We start from the raw sequence: 13,607 nt of genomic DNA, 5'->3' as shown, positions 1-13,607 counted from the left end.
CCCGCCCGTTACTGGCCCTGAACGGGGCCTGGTCTAGGCTCTGAGCGGCGGCAACGGGCAGTCGAGCTGGTCTGCTACCAGGCGGATCAGCTCATACTCGCTGGTGCTGATCTCTCCATCTGCCATTATGCAATGGCCACAGGCGTCAATAATGCCGGGTTTGAGCAAGGGAGACAGGCTATTGAGTGTCAGCAGTGCCTGCCGTAAACGGGTTACCGACACCTCCGCAAGCAGCTCCGATTTCTCCCCATTCGATATGAAGCCAGCCATAGCCTCTTCAAAAAGAGATCGTCTGTTGCGACCATCCTCCGCGCCGGCTCGTGCCATCAGGCTGAACACCACCTGTAGCTGAGCCGTCACTGGTCGGTAGCTGCGGTAACGCACCGGTACCACCCGTGCGGAGTCGTCAGCCAGGTGGCGGCGAAGAAAGGTGTGCATGGCCAGTTCGAAGAGGCTCAGGCGGTTGTCCGCCTTGATCAGTTTTTCGGTGCCGGCCATCAGCAGGGCGCGCTCGTCCGGGTCCAGTTTGCGCAGGGCCGGCATGGCCAGTTCCAGAGCGGGGAATCGCACCCCCTTACCCAACGATTCCAGGGCGGGTAACAGTTTGTCCAGTAACGCCTGGTTGGGGGCGAAGATCGAATCGGCTACAATCAGCGCCAGCTGCTGATCCCTTGTCTTTGGAGGTAGCTGGTATATCAGTAGTGCGTAACACAACTGGATAGCACCAGCGCGAGTGTAAAGCAGGTTTCGGAAGGTGGAAGGCAGGCTGTTCAGAAGCGTTACTGCGTAGTCTTCACTGCGCTGATTAACCGTACCCACATTGTCCGAAATGTTTCGCGGCGGCCGGGTCTTCAGCGGTGACGTGTTGCCAGCGCCAAATCCGGCTGCAGCTTCCGGAAGGGGAGCGTTCGAAGAGGCTGAACCTGCTGATCGCAATCTCTCCCCCGGCTCAGTGTCTCGCAGGCGGCTGCGAAGCCGTGCAAACAGGCCGGGCTGGATGGCTTCGATGCGTTCCTGCACCGGAGGATGCGACGCCAGCAAGGCGGTAAATTTCATCCGGGTGCTCTCGCCAAAACACATATGGTTCATGTCACTGGCGTGGCTGGTGGTATCAAGGTATCCACCCTTGAGGCCGATCTTGAACAGGGCACTGCCAATGCCTTCGGGGTTGCGGGTAAACTGCACGGAGGAGGCGTCTGCCAGCATTTCCCGCTGCCGCGACACCGCGGACTGTATCAGCCGGCCGAAAAACACGCCGATATAGCCGATCACCACCAGTGCCAGCCCCACAAGCCCAAAGACTGCTGTGCCCCGGCTGTTGCTGGAAGTTCGGGCTGACCGGTGAGAGCCGTAGAAAGAGACGCGCAGCAGGAAGCTGCCAATCTGCCCGACCATCAGTATGCCGGCGAGCAGGGCGATAAGGCGAACATTCAGCCGCATATCGCCATTCAGAACATGGCTGAACTCATGGCCAACCACGCCCTGGAGCTCGTCACGGCTTAGTTGGGTGAGGGCGCCATGGGTCACCACCATAACCGCTTCACCGGGCGTGTAACCTGCCACAAACGCGTTAATGCCGGTTTCCTGGTCCATCACATAGAGTTCCGGAACACTCACGCCGCTGGCGATGGCCATCTCTTCAACGATATTGCGCAATTTGCGCTCGTCTGAATCCCTGGTGTCCGGGTCGATGGCCCTGGCGCCAACCATCTTGGCCACCCGTTCACCGCCGCTGGCCAGGTCGGCCCAGCGGATCAGTGAGCCAATCCCGATAAGCCCGACCACCGCAAGCGCCGTTAACAGGCCGTGACGGCTGAACAACCAGTCAGCAAACGCAAGCCCTGTGGTCTCGCTGCGGGTAACCATATAGCCCACAAGGCAAACACTGAGCGTGATAATGACCACCGCCGCCAGAAACAGGATAACGAGTACACCTGTATTCCGGCGGGCGTTGGCCTGGCGCTGGAAAAATCCCTGATGTGCCATGGCAGCCAGCCTCAGAAGGCGACTTTCGGTGCCTGGCGGGCTTCAGGGGATTCCAGTTCCAGCTGGGACGACGGCTTGAAGCCTAGGAATCCGGCCACGATGTTGTTGGGGAACTGCTCGCGGAAGATGTTGTAGCCCATCACGCCATCGTTGTAGGCCTGGCGTGCGAATGAAACCCGGTTTTCGGTACTGGAGAGCTCTTCCATCAGTTGCTGGATGGTTTCGTTGGCTTTCAGTTCCGGGTAGTTTTCCGCCACTGCGTAAAAATTGGCAAGGGCCTTGGACAGCATGTTCTCGGCACTGCCGAGGCGCTGGATCTTGCCACCATCCGCGGGGTCACCGGCGGCGTCTTGCTGGGCGCTGACAGCATTGTTGCGGGCTTCCATCACCTCAGTGAGGGTGTTGCGCTCGTGGGAGAGGTAGGCCTTGGCGGATTCCACCAGATTGGGAATCAGGTCATGACGGCGCTGTAGCTGGACATCAATCTGGGCAAACCCGTTTTTGACCTGGTTGCGCAGGGAAACCAGACGGTTGTAGATAAAGACGATAAAGACAACGATAACGGCAATAACGATCAGGCCGATCAGCGTGGTTCCCATGGCAACTCCTTGCGTGCTTGGGGATCAGGTTGGGTGTTCAGTGCTCAGGCATTGCTCTCCACGATTTTACTGTGAAAGCTGGCGACAAACCGCTCAAAATCGTGGGGCTTGAGTGGTTTACTGAAGAAATACCCCTGCGCCAACTGGCAGCCTCTCTGAGCGAGATAGTATTCCTGTTCCGCCGTTTCGACGCCTTCTGCCACAACGGTGAGGTTGAGGCTTTTGCCAAGGTCGATGATGGTATTGGCAATTCGGGTGTCTTCTTCGTTCACCAGCAGGTCGCGGATGAACTGTTTGTCGATCTTCAGGTGCTGGACCGGCATGCGCTTGAGATAGGTCAGCGACGAGTAGCCGGTTCCGAAATCGTCCACGGCAATGCTGATGCCGGCGAGGTGCAGGCGCTTCAGCTTATCCACTGCCTCTTCCAGGTTGGTCATGAAGCTGGTTTCGGTCACTTCCAGCTCCAACCGGCCGGCGGGAATATTGTGCCGCTTAAGGGTGTCCAGTATGTCGTCCACAATGGAGTCCTGGCGGAGCTGTACCGCCGAGAGGTTGACGGCAATCCTCAGGGGCATGCCATCGCTGGCCCAGCGGGCTGCCTGCCAGCAGGCCTGGTCAAGCACCCATTGGCCGATTTCCACAATGCTGCCGTTCATTTCGGCAACGGGAATAAAGTGGTCTGGTGGCACGAGGCCTTTTCCCGGGTGCTCCCAGCGGATCAGCGCTTCAGCGCCGATAATGCGGCGCGTTTGCAGGTTGATCTGCGGCTGGTAGACGAGGTGGAACTGATGATTTGTCAGGGCAACGGAAAGGTCTTTTTCAAGTTGCTTGCGCTCACGAATCTCCCGGTCAACGCTGGCAACATAGAACTGGAAGTAGTTGTGCCCGCTTTCCTTCGCCAGTGCCATGGTCTGCTCCGCGCTTTGCAGCAGTCTGTCGCCCTTTTCGGCGTCGCCCGGGAAGAGGGCAATGCCCAGGGTTGCCGTCATGGTGACCGTCTGGTCGTCGAAGATCATCGGGCTGCTCAGAGACGCCAGAATCCGGTCTGCGGTGTTTGCTGCCTGGAACCCGTCACGCAGGCCTTTTTCCACAATAACAAACTGGTCGCTGCCCAGCCGGGCAATGGTGAACCGGTTGCCCCCCAGTATCTGGGTAAGGCGATCAGCGACGGCCTGAAGGATCAGGTCACCAGTGCGGAAGCCACACTGTTCATTGACGGACTTGAAATCGTCAATGCCACAGCAGATGAGAGAGAGGACGGATTTATCCTCCCGGGCCTCTTCTATATCCGTTTGCAGTAGCTCCATAAAAGTGTCCCGGCTTGGCAGGCCGGTGAGTTGATCATACTTGGAAAGCCGGTTAACCCGGTCCTCTGCTTCCCGGTGGCGGGTCTGGCTGTCACCAATGGCCACCAGCAAGTTGTTGGTGGCATTCACCCAGAGCCCGAGTTCGTCGTTCTGGTGGCCCTTGGGAAGGTGGATGAGGTTGTCGTCGGGATGGTCCGGATCCACCTGCTTTACGGACTGGACAATGCGTAACAGTGGGCGTGTCAGCAGCAAATGGAAGACCACGAACAGCACCATTCCAAGAATAATGGCAATGGCGATACCGGAGCCGAAGGTTACTGAGGCCCGCTCAAGCCAGGTGTCCGCAGCCGGCCCGGTGTCGTAGTGAAGTTCGAGGTAGCCATAGACATTGCTGTTTCCGGAATTACTGCTGCGGGAAAGCTCCTGGCGATAGGCTCGCTCTGCAGCAAAAATCGGATCGGTTATTGGGCGAAAGGGGCTTTCCTGAAGCGGACGGTCACGACGGCCGAGAGCCTCGCCGTCCGGATGGGTAATACGTGCCAGGTGAATGGATTCCTGGGCAAAAAGGCCATCGACCACCTGTTGCGCCAGGTCGGCATCGATACTGAAAACGGCCTGGGTTGCGGCGTCCCTGACCAATGCCATGGTCTGTTGTGCTTGTGCATCAAGTGAGGCAGAAACACGTTTTGCATCCAGAATAACCTGGATAGTGCTGACAACAATCCCGCTTATCAGCGCAACCGCCAGCACCCATCGCAGTACCCGGTACCCCAGGCGATGTTCTACCTCAAAGGAATTTTGCATGGACGCCTGTATGATTCGTTCCAACTGATTGAGACCCGACACCGTCTTCCGGTAGGCGAGAGGGCTCCCGGTTTATTGTTTTGTTCAAATATGAATCGTTTTTAATTTACTGCCCTCAGTATCGGCAATTTTTCCAGATATTTCAGGGATCAGCTGTATCATTTTGTAATGCCGGTTTCCGTTCAGATACAAAAATGCCCGCAAGCTTGCGGGCATTTCTTCTACAGACTTCTGTTATCTACAGAGTTCTCTGTAGAGGATCTGAAACGTTATTACGCCAGGTTTTTGTTGACAAAATCCCAGTTAACAAGCTTCCAGAACGCTTCCAGATAGTTCGGGCGCGAATTACGATAATCGATGTAATACGCGTGTTCCCAGACGTCAACCGTCAGTACCGGCTTGTCTGCAGTGGTCAGCGGCGTTTCAGCATTGCTGGTGTTCACAATGGCGACGCTGCCGTCTGCTTTCTTGACCAGCCAGGTCCAGCCTGAACCGAAGTTGTTGGCGGCCTTGTCGTTGAACTCTTTCTTGAAGTCGTCGAAGGAGCCAAAGGCTTTCTCGATAGCGTCTTTGGCTGCGCCGGTAGGCTCACCACCGCCGTTCGGGCTCAGGCAGTGCCAGTAGAAGGTGTGGTTCCAGACCTGTGCTGCGTTGTTGAACAGCGGGCCACTGGCGCTCTTGATAATGTCTTCGAGCGACTTGTTGGCGTTGTCTGTACCTTCGATCAGGCCGTTGAGCTTGGTAACGTAGGTGTTGTGGTGCTTACCGTAATGGTACTCAAGGGTCTCCTGAGAGATGTGCGGTTCCAGTGCGTTCTTTTCATAAGGCAGTGCGGGAAGTTCAAATGCCATGAGGTCGTTCTCCCTGATTCTCTCGGTTTATGTGTATGTAGACTGTAAATATAGGGGCGCTTTGAGTTATATCAACCCCTTGCCGTGAGCGTGCTGTTGAACTCAGGACATCCGGGTAAAAACTGCGCGCAATTTTTTACCCGCCATACCAATTCTTCGTAGCTGTCGGCCAGAACGGTCACGTGTCCAAGTTTCCGCCCCGGGCGCTCGCCTTTATTATAGAGGTGTACATGAGCGTAAGGCAGTTCCAGGATTCGTTCAATATCACCGTGCTCTGCAATGATATTGATCATGCAACTGACACCGCGCGGGGCGGTGCTGCCCAGCGGGTGACCGCTGACGGCACGGATGTGATTCTCGAACTGGCTGGTCATAGCACCTTCAATGGACCAGTGGCCGGAGTTATGGACCCGTGGCGCCATTTCATTGGCCACCAGCCCCTCGGCGGTTTCGAACAGTTCCAGGGTCAGCACGCCCACATAGTTCAGTTCGTTCAGCAACGCCTTGATATAGCGCTCGGCGTCTTCCTGAACATGCTTCTCCAGTTTCGGCGCCGGAGCAATAGAGTAGCGCAGGATACCTTCGTGGTGGGCGTTTTCTGCGATGGGGTAAAAGGCCAGTTCGCCGTCTTCAGCGCGCACCGCGACGATGGAAACCTCGCGGCGGAAGTCGACGAACTTTTCAACGATCAGGCGCGGGTGGCCAATGGACTTCCAGGCGGTCGCGGCTTCTTCCGGTGATCGAAGAACAGCCTGGCCTTTGCCGTCATAACCTTCGGTATTGGATTTTGCGACAACCGGGCAGCCCAGTTCTTCAGCGGCAGCCTGCAGAGACTCTGCGCTGTCAGCAATTTTCCATTGTGGTGTCGGGATACCGAGCTCGCCGAACAGGGTTTTCTCAAGTTCTCGATTCTGGCAAACCTGCAGTGCCCTGGGGCAGGGGTGAACCGGCTTTTCCTTCGCGATTCGCTCGGCCACATCGACGGGAAGGTGTTCGAACTCATACGTGACCCGGTCTACCCTGGAAATAAAGTCCTCCAGATACTGGCCATCCCGGTCAATAATAACCTCACCAAGCCCGGCACTGGGACTACCCGACATATCATAGAAAACAAACGTCTTGGCCAGTGGGTACCCAGCCAGCGCCAACATGCGCCCAAGCTGTCCAGCCCCTAGAACACCAATTCTCATTCGTTATCTCCTGCCATTTTCAGGCATCTGCAAAAATTCGGGGAGTGGGTGGGGAGCGCTTTCCAAAACTGTGCGGAGCCATGGATGGCGGAGCCCAAGCGTACATGGACGTATTTACAGCGTGTTTTGGAAAGCGCTCCCCGCCCGCTCCTGCACCCAAGCCGATTATTGGTCGCTGGGATCAGGATTATCCAGAATCGACTGCGTCTGGTTTGCACGGAATTCATCGACCGCCTTGCGGACATCGTCCCTGAAAGTACCGATAATCTGCGCAGCCAGAAGGCCTGCGTTGGTGGCACCAGCTTTACCGATCGCAAGAGTGCCGACTGCAATGCCGCCGGGCATCTGTACGATGGAAAGCAGCGAATCAAGGCCGTTGAGTGCTTTAGACTGGACAGGAACACCGAGGACCGGCAGTGACGTTTGTGAAGCGACCATGCCAGGTAGGTGTGCAGCACCTCCTGCGCCGGCGATGATGACCTTGAGGCCGCGGTCGGAAGCGGATTTGGCGTAATCAAACAGCAGGTCCGGTGTACGGTGGGCAGAGACAACCTTTGTCTCGTAAGGCACGCCCAGCTTGTCCAGCATCCCGGCGGCATGTTCCATGGTGGGCCAGTCTGACTTCGAGCCCATGATGAGTCCTACAAGCGGCTGCATATGCAACAGTCCTGATGTGTTAGAAAGCCGGCCATTGTATGTAAGGCCCTGTGACCATGCAAACGGAGGATATTGCCCCCTCTTAAATGGGTACCGTTCGGGGCTCTCATTTTGCGTCGTTGCAAGGTACGGGTATTATCATGCCTTGTTACCCTTACCGTCCATATCCTGGAGCTGTTATGGAACCGATCCGTCCGGATGATGATGAAGTACGTGCTGGCACCGCAGATACCAAAAAGGTAGCCAGGGAGAAAACGCCTGAAGCGCCCAGGCGAGACCCTGCCGGAGGCGGTGGTACCCAAAAGCCGGCAGGCAGGCCCGGCAAGACCTCCGGCGGCGGTGGCTCGGGCCGGGGTATGATGCTGGCCATTGGTCTGCTGATTGTGGCCGGTGCTGCCGGCGCCGGATGGTATCAGCAGGAGCAGCGAATCCAGATGCTGGAAGGCCAGCTTGAAGAGGCCGACTACTGGGCGCGTCAAAGCAAACTCGCACTGGCGCGGTTTGAAGGCGACCTGTCTGAAACTGGTGAAAACCTGGAGGAAAAAGGTCAGTCCATTGAAGATCGGCTGGAGACTCAGGGAGAGCGCCTGGATACCGCCGACAGCGAAATCCGCAAGCTCTGGGGTGTGGCCAATGACCGCAACCGGAAACGACTGGATGATCATGAGTCGCAGCTTGAGTCGCTTCGAGCTGAGGTCGACGATGGCAAGAGCGCCCGCGACACAATGGCTGCATCGGTGGAAGAGCTGGAAACCCGTCTTGTGTCCCGATTGGACGAGGTCGAGTCTGATCTTGAAAAGCAGATCATTGCCGTGCGCGAAACCGGTCAGGAGAACGCCGCCAAGCTGACTGAGCTGGACGAATCCCTTGCAGGTGTGGACAAACTGGTTGAACGCCAGTTAGTAAGGTTTGAGCGGGAGCAGAAACTGACCATTGATGGCCTGGAAAGCCGGATTGCCGCACTGGAGAAAGCAACGGACAACCTGTCCAGCAGCGGCCAGTTGAATGCGGTCCGCAACGAGCTGGCAGAGCTGAAGCGCACGGTCGCGTCTATTGATTCTTCGCGGTCCCAGTTAACGTCCAGGCTGGTGCGGTTGTCCGACGAGGTAAATGACCTGCGTTCGCAGATCTCGGGGCGGTAATCCTCCTGATTGTGCTTTGTAACAGTTTGTAGTCATCCCTTGCGGTAGCTCTCAGTTCCGCAAGAGCGCAGTTGTTATGATCGGGGCAACTCGCGAAAGGATGAAGAGTGAACAACAATGAGAACCCGATTTCTTTTTCCCGGTCTTTCCCGTTTCCTGGCCGCAGTGTTTGCGGCTTCGCTGCTGGTTGCTGGCTCCGGTTGTACGGTGTATCAGTCCATTGGCAAGAGCGTGGGCTCGTTTCTGCACCCGGTATCCGGGCATGATTTTGTCCATATCGCCAATGATCAGTGGGATCGCAGTAATGCGGTTCTGTACTTCTATCGCACCCATTCCCAGTGGGCCGCCGATGAAATAGAAGCCCCGAGCGTCTATATCGACGACAACCACTACTTCAATATACGCAACGACAGCTTTACCTGGCTCGAAGTTGCCCCCGGGGAGCGCCACATTGCCATCCGCCGGCCGCTGTTGGGATTGGAAGGCTTGAACTCCTTCAGTCTCAGCCTGATTGCGGACGCCACCCTGAAGGTAGAACCGGGAAACATCTACTACCTGCGCTATAACGAGCTGGAAGGCCCGGAAAGCACTCACCCGGAACTGGCTGAAGACCACCCTCTGGCCGCTGGTGACTTGCAGCTGGTCACGCGGGAATACGCCATGCAGGCGGACGAAATTGTTTCCACCCGTTTTCTGAACAGTGATCTGCTGGCGCCAAACCATGCAGCGGTTTCGATCGTTGAAGTGAATGAGGACGGCGACTACGAACGTAACCTGGCGGTTTTGGAGGAGGAGCGTGAAGCGGAGATAGAGCGCCTGAAAGCCGATGGTAAATATGAAGAATCACCCTGGTACTGGCCGTTCGGCGGCGGACCTACTGTGCCGTTGGAAAGTGATCGCAAGTTGCGTGAGCTGGAACAGGACTACGCGGCACTCGAGCAGGAGCGCGAGCGCAGGGAAGAGGCGGAAGCCGGTGATGGCTGGTGGATATTCTGACCATGAAATTTAGGCCCGCAGTGAATTGTTGTTTCTGTACCCGGTTACTAGACTGTTAACAGTCAGGCAAAACAAGGGCGCTGAGACATGTCGCTGAAAAATTCGTTGCAGGAAAGATTCCGCCGGTTTTCTGAAGAGGCTCTTCCGGGAGCTCTTGGCGACGTTGGCGAAAAGATTGAGCATTTCAGGAAGCGGCTGGACCATCTGAACTGTTCGCTGGCGGAACGTGCCTTGCCCGAAGACCGCAAACCACGGGTCCGGGAGCTTTCGCTGAGTCGCAAAGCTGAACGGGCAGGACAGAAAGTCGTAAAACTCCGAGAAAAAATTTGACACCGTCAGACAAATGCTTAAAATGCGCGTCTCACTTGGTCGAGACAGCAATGCTGACTCACCAGTGTGCTGTGAAAGTGGGCGGTTAGCTCAGCTGGGAGAGCATCGCCCTTACAAGGCGAGGGTCACTGGTTCGATCCCAGTACCGCCCACCACTTTTCAGCATCACCGGACTACCCCGTCCGGTTTCAGGTCCCGAAAGCCGTCCAGGCAGGGATTGATGCGGAGCGGTAGTTCAGCTGGTTAGAATACCGGCCTGTCACGCCGGGGGTCGCGGGTTCGAGTCCCGTCCGCTCCGCCATTTTTATTCCCGGGTGGTTAGCTCAGCTGGGAGAGCATCGCCCTTACAAGGCGAGGGTCACTGGTTCGATCCCAGTACCACCCACCATTTTTCCCCTCGATGTTCCGGTTCAAGCCCTATGGTTTGGGTTGTCGGATTACGGCTTCGCCTAATCCGACCTACGGGTGCCAGGCCGATAATACGTGTAGGTCGGATTAGCCGCAGGCGTAATCCGACACCCCCGCACTTAATCCGACACCACACCCCCGACAATCTCCTATTTACCAATCAACGACTGCCCACACACCCGGACAACGTTGCCGTTCACGCCGTTGGACGCCGGGTTGCAATACCACGCAATGGCCTCGGCCACATCGACCGGCAAACCACCCTGGGACAGGCTGTTCATACGGCGGCCGGCTTCGCGGATGGTTATGGGCATGGCGGCGGTCATCTGGGTTTCAATGAAACCCGGGGCTATGGCATTGATGGTCACGCCGTTCTTCACCTGTTTCGCCATGGCTTCCACATAGCCGATGACGCCAGACTTGGCGGTGGAGTAGTTGGTCTGGCCAAAATTGCCGGCGATGCCGCTGATGGACGATATACACACGATGCGGCCGTTTTCCCGCAGCAGTTCCTGGTGCATCAGTTCTTCATCGATCAGTTCCTCTGCCGTCAGGTTCACCGCGATGGTCATGTCCCAGAAGTGCTCCGGCATATTGCCCAGGGTCTTGTCCCGGGTGATGCCGGCGTTGTGAATAACCAGGTCAAGGCCGCCGAAGTGCTCTTTCACAAAATCCGCGATCTGCTTCGGCGCGTTATCATCGGTAATGTCACAGGCCAGAGCCTTGCCTTTGAGGGCATTCATGACTTTCTGCAGCTCTTCCATCGCCGGCGGAATGTCCAGGCCGATCACGGTTGCGCCGTCACGGGTCAGGGTTTGGGCAATGGAGGCGCCAATGCCCCTCGACGCACCGGTCACCAGTGCCACTTTCCCTGTCAGCGGAGCGACGGGGTTGGTGGCGGGCGCATCTGTGCTCTTGCCGATACGAGCCACCTGTCCGGACACATAGGCCGACCGGGGCGAGAGGAAAAAGCGCACGCTGGACTCCAGCTGTTTTTCTGCCCCGGGTGCCATCCACAGCAGATTGGCGGTGGAACCTTTCTTGCCCACTTCCTTGCCAACGCTGCGCACAAAGCCTTCCAGTGCCTGATGAGCGGCTGCTTTGGCCGGCTGGCGACAGGTGGCAGGGTCCTGGCCAATCACCAGCACACGGCCATTGCCTGCCAGCTTTCGGATGGTAGGGTGGAAGAAGTCGTAAGCGGCCCGCAGGTCGGTGGTGTCTTTCATACCTGTGGCATCAAACACCAGGGCTGAGAATTTGCGGTCAATGTCGGTATTGAGCGGCAGCGCCTCGGCCTTGTTGCCGCTTTTGGAAGAATCGTTCAGAGTATCTACAGCACTGGCATGGAAGAGTTCCGCAGGGCTGGCGCTCAGCAGGCTGCCAATTGCGGTAACAGCTTTGCTGCCGTTGGCCGCGCCGATAAGCACATCGCCTTCGATAAACGGCTGGTCTGCGCGCTTCCAGCGTTTCAGGTTTACAGGTGAGGGCAGTCCGAGGGACTGGGCAGCGGTCCTGCCTACCGGGGTGTTGACGAATTTGAGATAACGATCAGACATGGCATTTTCCTTTTGCGAAACGAATATCAGCGTACAGGTTAAAGAAATGGGCCGTTTTTGGATTGACTCAATGCTCCTGCACTGTTGTCAGGGATGCCAATGAGCCAGGCCCCCTCGGCGCTAAACTGCAACGCAATGAATACACTCGTTCAAACAGGACATCATCATGGCACAGGCACCGAAAAGCACCCAAAAGAAAACAACGGCACCAAAAAAGGCGGCAGCGGCCAGGAGTGGCGTTCGCCGGGTCGCGGTTCTCGGCGGCAACCGGGTACCCTTTGCCCGCTCCAATACGGCCTATAGCAAGGTAAGCAACCAGGAGTTGTTAACCGCTGCGTTGCGGGGGCTGGTTGACCGCTTTGGCCTGCAGGGCCAGCGTATGGGGGAAGTTGTGGCCGGTGCAGTCATCAAGCATTCCAAAGACTTTAACCTCACCCGGGAGTCTGCCCTCAGCAGCGGCCTGGCACCGGAAACACCCGCTTACGACATTCAGCAGGCCTGTGGTACCGGCCTGGAAGCGGCCATATTGGTCGCCAACAAGATTGCCCTGGGGCAAATTGAGTGCGGTATTGCCGGTGGCACGGACACCACGTCCGATGCGCCCATTGGTGTCGGGGAGGGGTTGCGTCAAATCCTGCTGGACCTGAACCGGGCCAAGACCACGGGCGAGCGCCTGAAGATTCTCAGCCGCTTCCGTCCGGGGCACCTGAAACCGGAGATCCCTCAGAACGGTGAGCCCAGAACCGGCCTGTCCATGGGTGGTCATTGCCAGATTACGGCCCATGAATGGTCCATTCCCCGTGACGAACAGGACAAGCTGGCCTATGAAAGCCATCAGAAACTGGCGGCTGCCTACGAACAGGGCTTTTTCAGGGACCTGATGACCCCACTGGCCGGCCTGGAGAAAGACAACATCCTGCGCCCGGATACCACCCTGGAAAAGCTGGCGACCCTGAAGCCCGTATTTGATCGGGAAAACGGCACCTTGACCGCCGCTAACAGCACCGCGCTGACTGACGGCGCTTCCTGCGTTCTGCTGGCCAGCGAAGAGTGGGCGAAAGCCAATGACATGGAGATCAAGGCTTACCTGACCTTCTCCGAAGTGGCCGCCGTAGACTTTGTCGACAAGAAAGAAGGCCTGCTGATGGCGCCGGCCTACGCCGTACCGCGTATGCTGGAGAAAGCCGGGCTGACCCTGCAGGACTTCGACTTCTACGAAATCCACGAAGCCTTCGCGGCCCAGGTGCTTTCCACTCTCAAGGCGTGGGAAGATCCCGACTTCTGTAAGGGCCGCCTGGGGCTGGATAAACCGCTGGGCAGCATTGACCGCAGCAAGCTGAATATCAAGGGCAGCAGTCTGGCCACCGGCCATCCGTTCGCCGCGACGGGCGGGCGCATTGTGGCCACTCTGGCGAAGCTGCTGGAGGAAAAAGGCAGCGGCCGCGGGCTGATCTCGATCTGCGCCGCTGGCGGGCAGGGCGTGACCGCGATACTGGAGCGTTAAATCAGCGGGGAAAATTCATTTCCCCCTTTGACAGGTGCGGTTTCTCCCCGTAACATGCGCACCTCGTTGATCGGGGCTTCCCCGGACAACAACAGGTTTTGAACAAAGAGTTGATGCGGGGTAGAGCAGTCTGGTAGCTCGTCGGGCTCATAACCCGGAGGTCGTAGGTTCGAATCCTGCCCCCGCTACCATATAAGAGAAAGGCAGATCAGTAACTAACTGGTCTGCCTTTTTTCGTTGACGGGTAATCGCCCGGCCCGCAAACTTTGGTTGCGCG

At 57.3% G+C, this 13,607-nt stretch carries 11 protein-coding genes and 4 tRNA genes; 8 read left to right on the top strand and 7 right to left on the bottom strand.

The genetic code is table 11. The features are described from left to right. Window positions 1–33: 33 nt before the first annotated feature. The 6 genes from FDP08_RS05595 to purE all read right to left on the bottom strand — a co-directional run bounded on the left by FDP08_RS05595 (window position 34) and on the right by purE (window position 7,394). The gene (locus FDP08_RS05595; RefSeq protein WP_137435014.1) at window positions 34–1,986 is read right to left on the bottom strand and encodes a M48 family metallopeptidase; all 1,953 of its coding nucleotides are present in this window, start codon (window positions 1,984–1,986) and stop codon (window positions 34–36) included. 11 nt (window positions 1,987–1,997) lie between these two features. Then, a complete protein-coding gene (locus tag FDP08_RS05590) occupies window positions 1,998–2,585 on the bottom strand; it encodes a LemA family protein (RefSeq protein WP_137435013.1) in 588 nt (195 codons plus the stop codon). Between the two features lie 44 nt (window positions 2,586–2,629). Further along, complete coding sequence (locus FDP08_RS05585; protein ID WP_137435012.1) at window positions 2,630–4,696, bottom strand: putative bifunctional diguanylate cyclase/phosphodiesterase; 2,067 nt, start codon at window positions 4,694–4,696, stop codon at window positions 2,630–2,632. A 272-nt stretch (window positions 4,697–4,968) separates the two neighbouring features. Continuing rightward, entirely contained in the window at window positions 4,969–5,547 is a 579-nt protein-coding gene (gene sodB / locus FDP08_RS05580; protein WP_137435011.1) for a superoxide dismutase [Fe], read from the bottom strand. Window positions 5,548–5,618: 71 nt separating this feature from the next. Then, window positions 5,619–6,737 (bottom strand): 5-(carboxyamino)imidazole ribonucleotide synthase, encoded by a 1,119-nt coding sequence (locus tag FDP08_RS05575; protein WP_137435010.1) that lies wholly within the window; start codon window positions 6,735–6,737, stop codon window positions 5,619–5,621. Between the two features lie 165 nt (window positions 6,738–6,902). Beyond that, complete coding sequence (gene purE, locus FDP08_RS05570) at window positions 6,903–7,394, bottom strand: 5-(carboxyamino)imidazole ribonucleotide mutase (RefSeq protein WP_137435009.1); 492 nt, start codon at window positions 7,392–7,394, stop codon at window positions 6,903–6,905. Between the two features lie 179 nt (window positions 7,395–7,573). On the opposite strand from purE, the gene FDP08_RS05565 reads away from it, so the two are divergent. The 6 genes from FDP08_RS05565 (at window position 7,574) to FDP08_RS05540 (ending at window position 10,250) form a co-directional block, all read left to right on the top strand. After that, window positions 7,574–8,536 (top strand): hypothetical protein, encoded by a 963-nt coding sequence (locus FDP08_RS05565; RefSeq protein ID WP_137435008.1) that lies wholly within the window; start codon window positions 7,574–7,576, stop codon window positions 8,534–8,536. Between the two features lie 117 nt (window positions 8,537–8,653). Further along, window positions 8,654–9,532: a DUF2846 domain-containing protein gene (locus FDP08_RS05560; RefSeq protein WP_137435007.1), complete on the top strand. Its 879-nt coding sequence runs from the start codon at window positions 8,654–8,656 to the stop codon at window positions 9,530–9,532. Between the two features lie 87 nt (window positions 9,533–9,619). Then, window positions 9,620–9,862: a hypothetical protein gene (locus FDP08_RS05555; protein WP_137435006.1), complete on the top strand. Its 243-nt coding sequence runs from the start codon at window positions 9,620–9,622 to the stop codon at window positions 9,860–9,862. Between the two features lie 79 nt (window positions 9,863–9,941). Beyond that, a tRNA-Val gene (locus FDP08_RS05550) sits at window positions 9,942–10,017 on the top strand. A 69-nt stretch (window positions 10,018–10,086) separates the two neighbouring features. Then, window positions 10,087–10,163 (top strand) — tRNA-Asp (locus tag FDP08_RS05545). Between the two features lie 11 nt (window positions 10,164–10,174). Continuing rightward, window positions 10,175–10,250: transfer RNA gene (locus FDP08_RS05540), tRNA-Val, on the top strand. Window positions 10,251–10,419: 169 nt separating this feature from the next. On the opposite strand, the gene FDP08_RS05535 is transcribed toward FDP08_RS05540, so the two are convergent. After that, complete coding sequence (locus FDP08_RS05535; protein ID WP_137435005.1) at window positions 10,420–11,826, bottom strand: 3-oxoacyl-ACP reductase; 1,407 nt, start codon at window positions 11,824–11,826, stop codon at window positions 10,420–10,422. Window positions 11,827–11,992: 166 nt separating this feature from the next. Here FDP08_RS05535 and FDP08_RS05530 point away from each other — a divergent pair, with 166 nt between their 5' ends. Then, complete coding sequence (locus tag FDP08_RS05530; RefSeq protein WP_137435004.1) at window positions 11,993–13,330, top strand: acetyl-CoA C-acetyltransferase; 1,338 nt, start codon at window positions 11,993–11,995, stop codon at window positions 13,328–13,330. A 114-nt stretch (window positions 13,331–13,444) separates the two neighbouring features. Next, window positions 13,445–13,521, top strand: a tRNA-Met gene (locus FDP08_RS05525). The last annotated feature ends 86 nt before the right edge of the window (window positions 13,522–13,607 follow it).

Origin of the sequence: Marinobacter panjinensis, assembly GCF_005298175.1 — a bacterium.
GTDB lineage: Bacteria > Pseudomonadota > Gammaproteobacteria > Pseudomonadales > Oleiphilaceae > Marinobacter > Marinobacter panjinensis.
The sequence above is the reverse complement of the archived record's forward strand: the minus strand, read 5'-3'. Positions and strand labels throughout refer to the sequence as shown.

What these genes read in the sequence shown, in the direction of transcription:
- FDP08_RS05595 (WP_137435014.1), bottom strand. Translation starts at nt 1,986, where the DNA reads ATGGCACATCAGGGATTTTTCCAGCGCCAGGCCAACGCCCGCCGGAAT.
- FDP08_RS05590 (WP_137435013.1), bottom strand. Translation starts at nt 2,585, where the DNA reads ATGGGAACCACGCTGATCGGCCTGATCGTTATTGCCGTTATCGTTGTC.
- FDP08_RS05585 (WP_137435012.1), bottom strand. Translation starts at nt 4,696, where the DNA reads ATGCAAAATTCCTTTGAGGTAGAACATCGCCTGGGGTACCGGGTACTG.
- sodB (WP_137435011.1), bottom strand. Translation starts at nt 5,547, where the DNA reads ATGGCATTTGAACTTCCCGCACTGCCTTATGAAAAGAACGCACTGGAA.
- FDP08_RS05575 (WP_137435010.1), bottom strand. Translation starts at nt 6,737, where the DNA reads ATGAGAATTGGTGTTCTAGGGGCTGGACAGCTTGGGCGCATGTTGGCG.
- purE (WP_137435009.1), bottom strand. Translation starts at nt 7,394, where the DNA reads ATGCAGCCGCTTGTAGGACTCATCATGGGCTCGAAGTCAGACTGGCCC.
- FDP08_RS05565 (WP_137435008.1), top strand. Translation starts at nt 7,574, where the DNA reads ATGGAACCGATCCGTCCGGATGATGATGAAGTACGTGCTGGCACCGCA.
- FDP08_RS05560 (WP_137435007.1), top strand. Translation starts at nt 8,654, where the DNA reads ATGAGAACCCGATTTCTTTTTCCCGGTCTTTCCCGTTTCCTGGCCGCA.
- FDP08_RS05555 (WP_137435006.1), top strand. Translation starts at nt 9,620, where the DNA reads ATGTCGCTGAAAAATTCGTTGCAGGAAAGATTCCGCCGGTTTTCTGAA.
- FDP08_RS05535 (WP_137435005.1), bottom strand. Translation starts at nt 11,826, where the DNA reads ATGTCTGATCGTTATCTCAAATTCGTCAACACCCCGGTAGGCAGGACC.
- FDP08_RS05530 (WP_137435004.1), top strand. Translation starts at nt 11,993, where the DNA reads ATGGCACAGGCACCGAAAAGCACCCAAAAGAAAACAACGGCACCAAAA.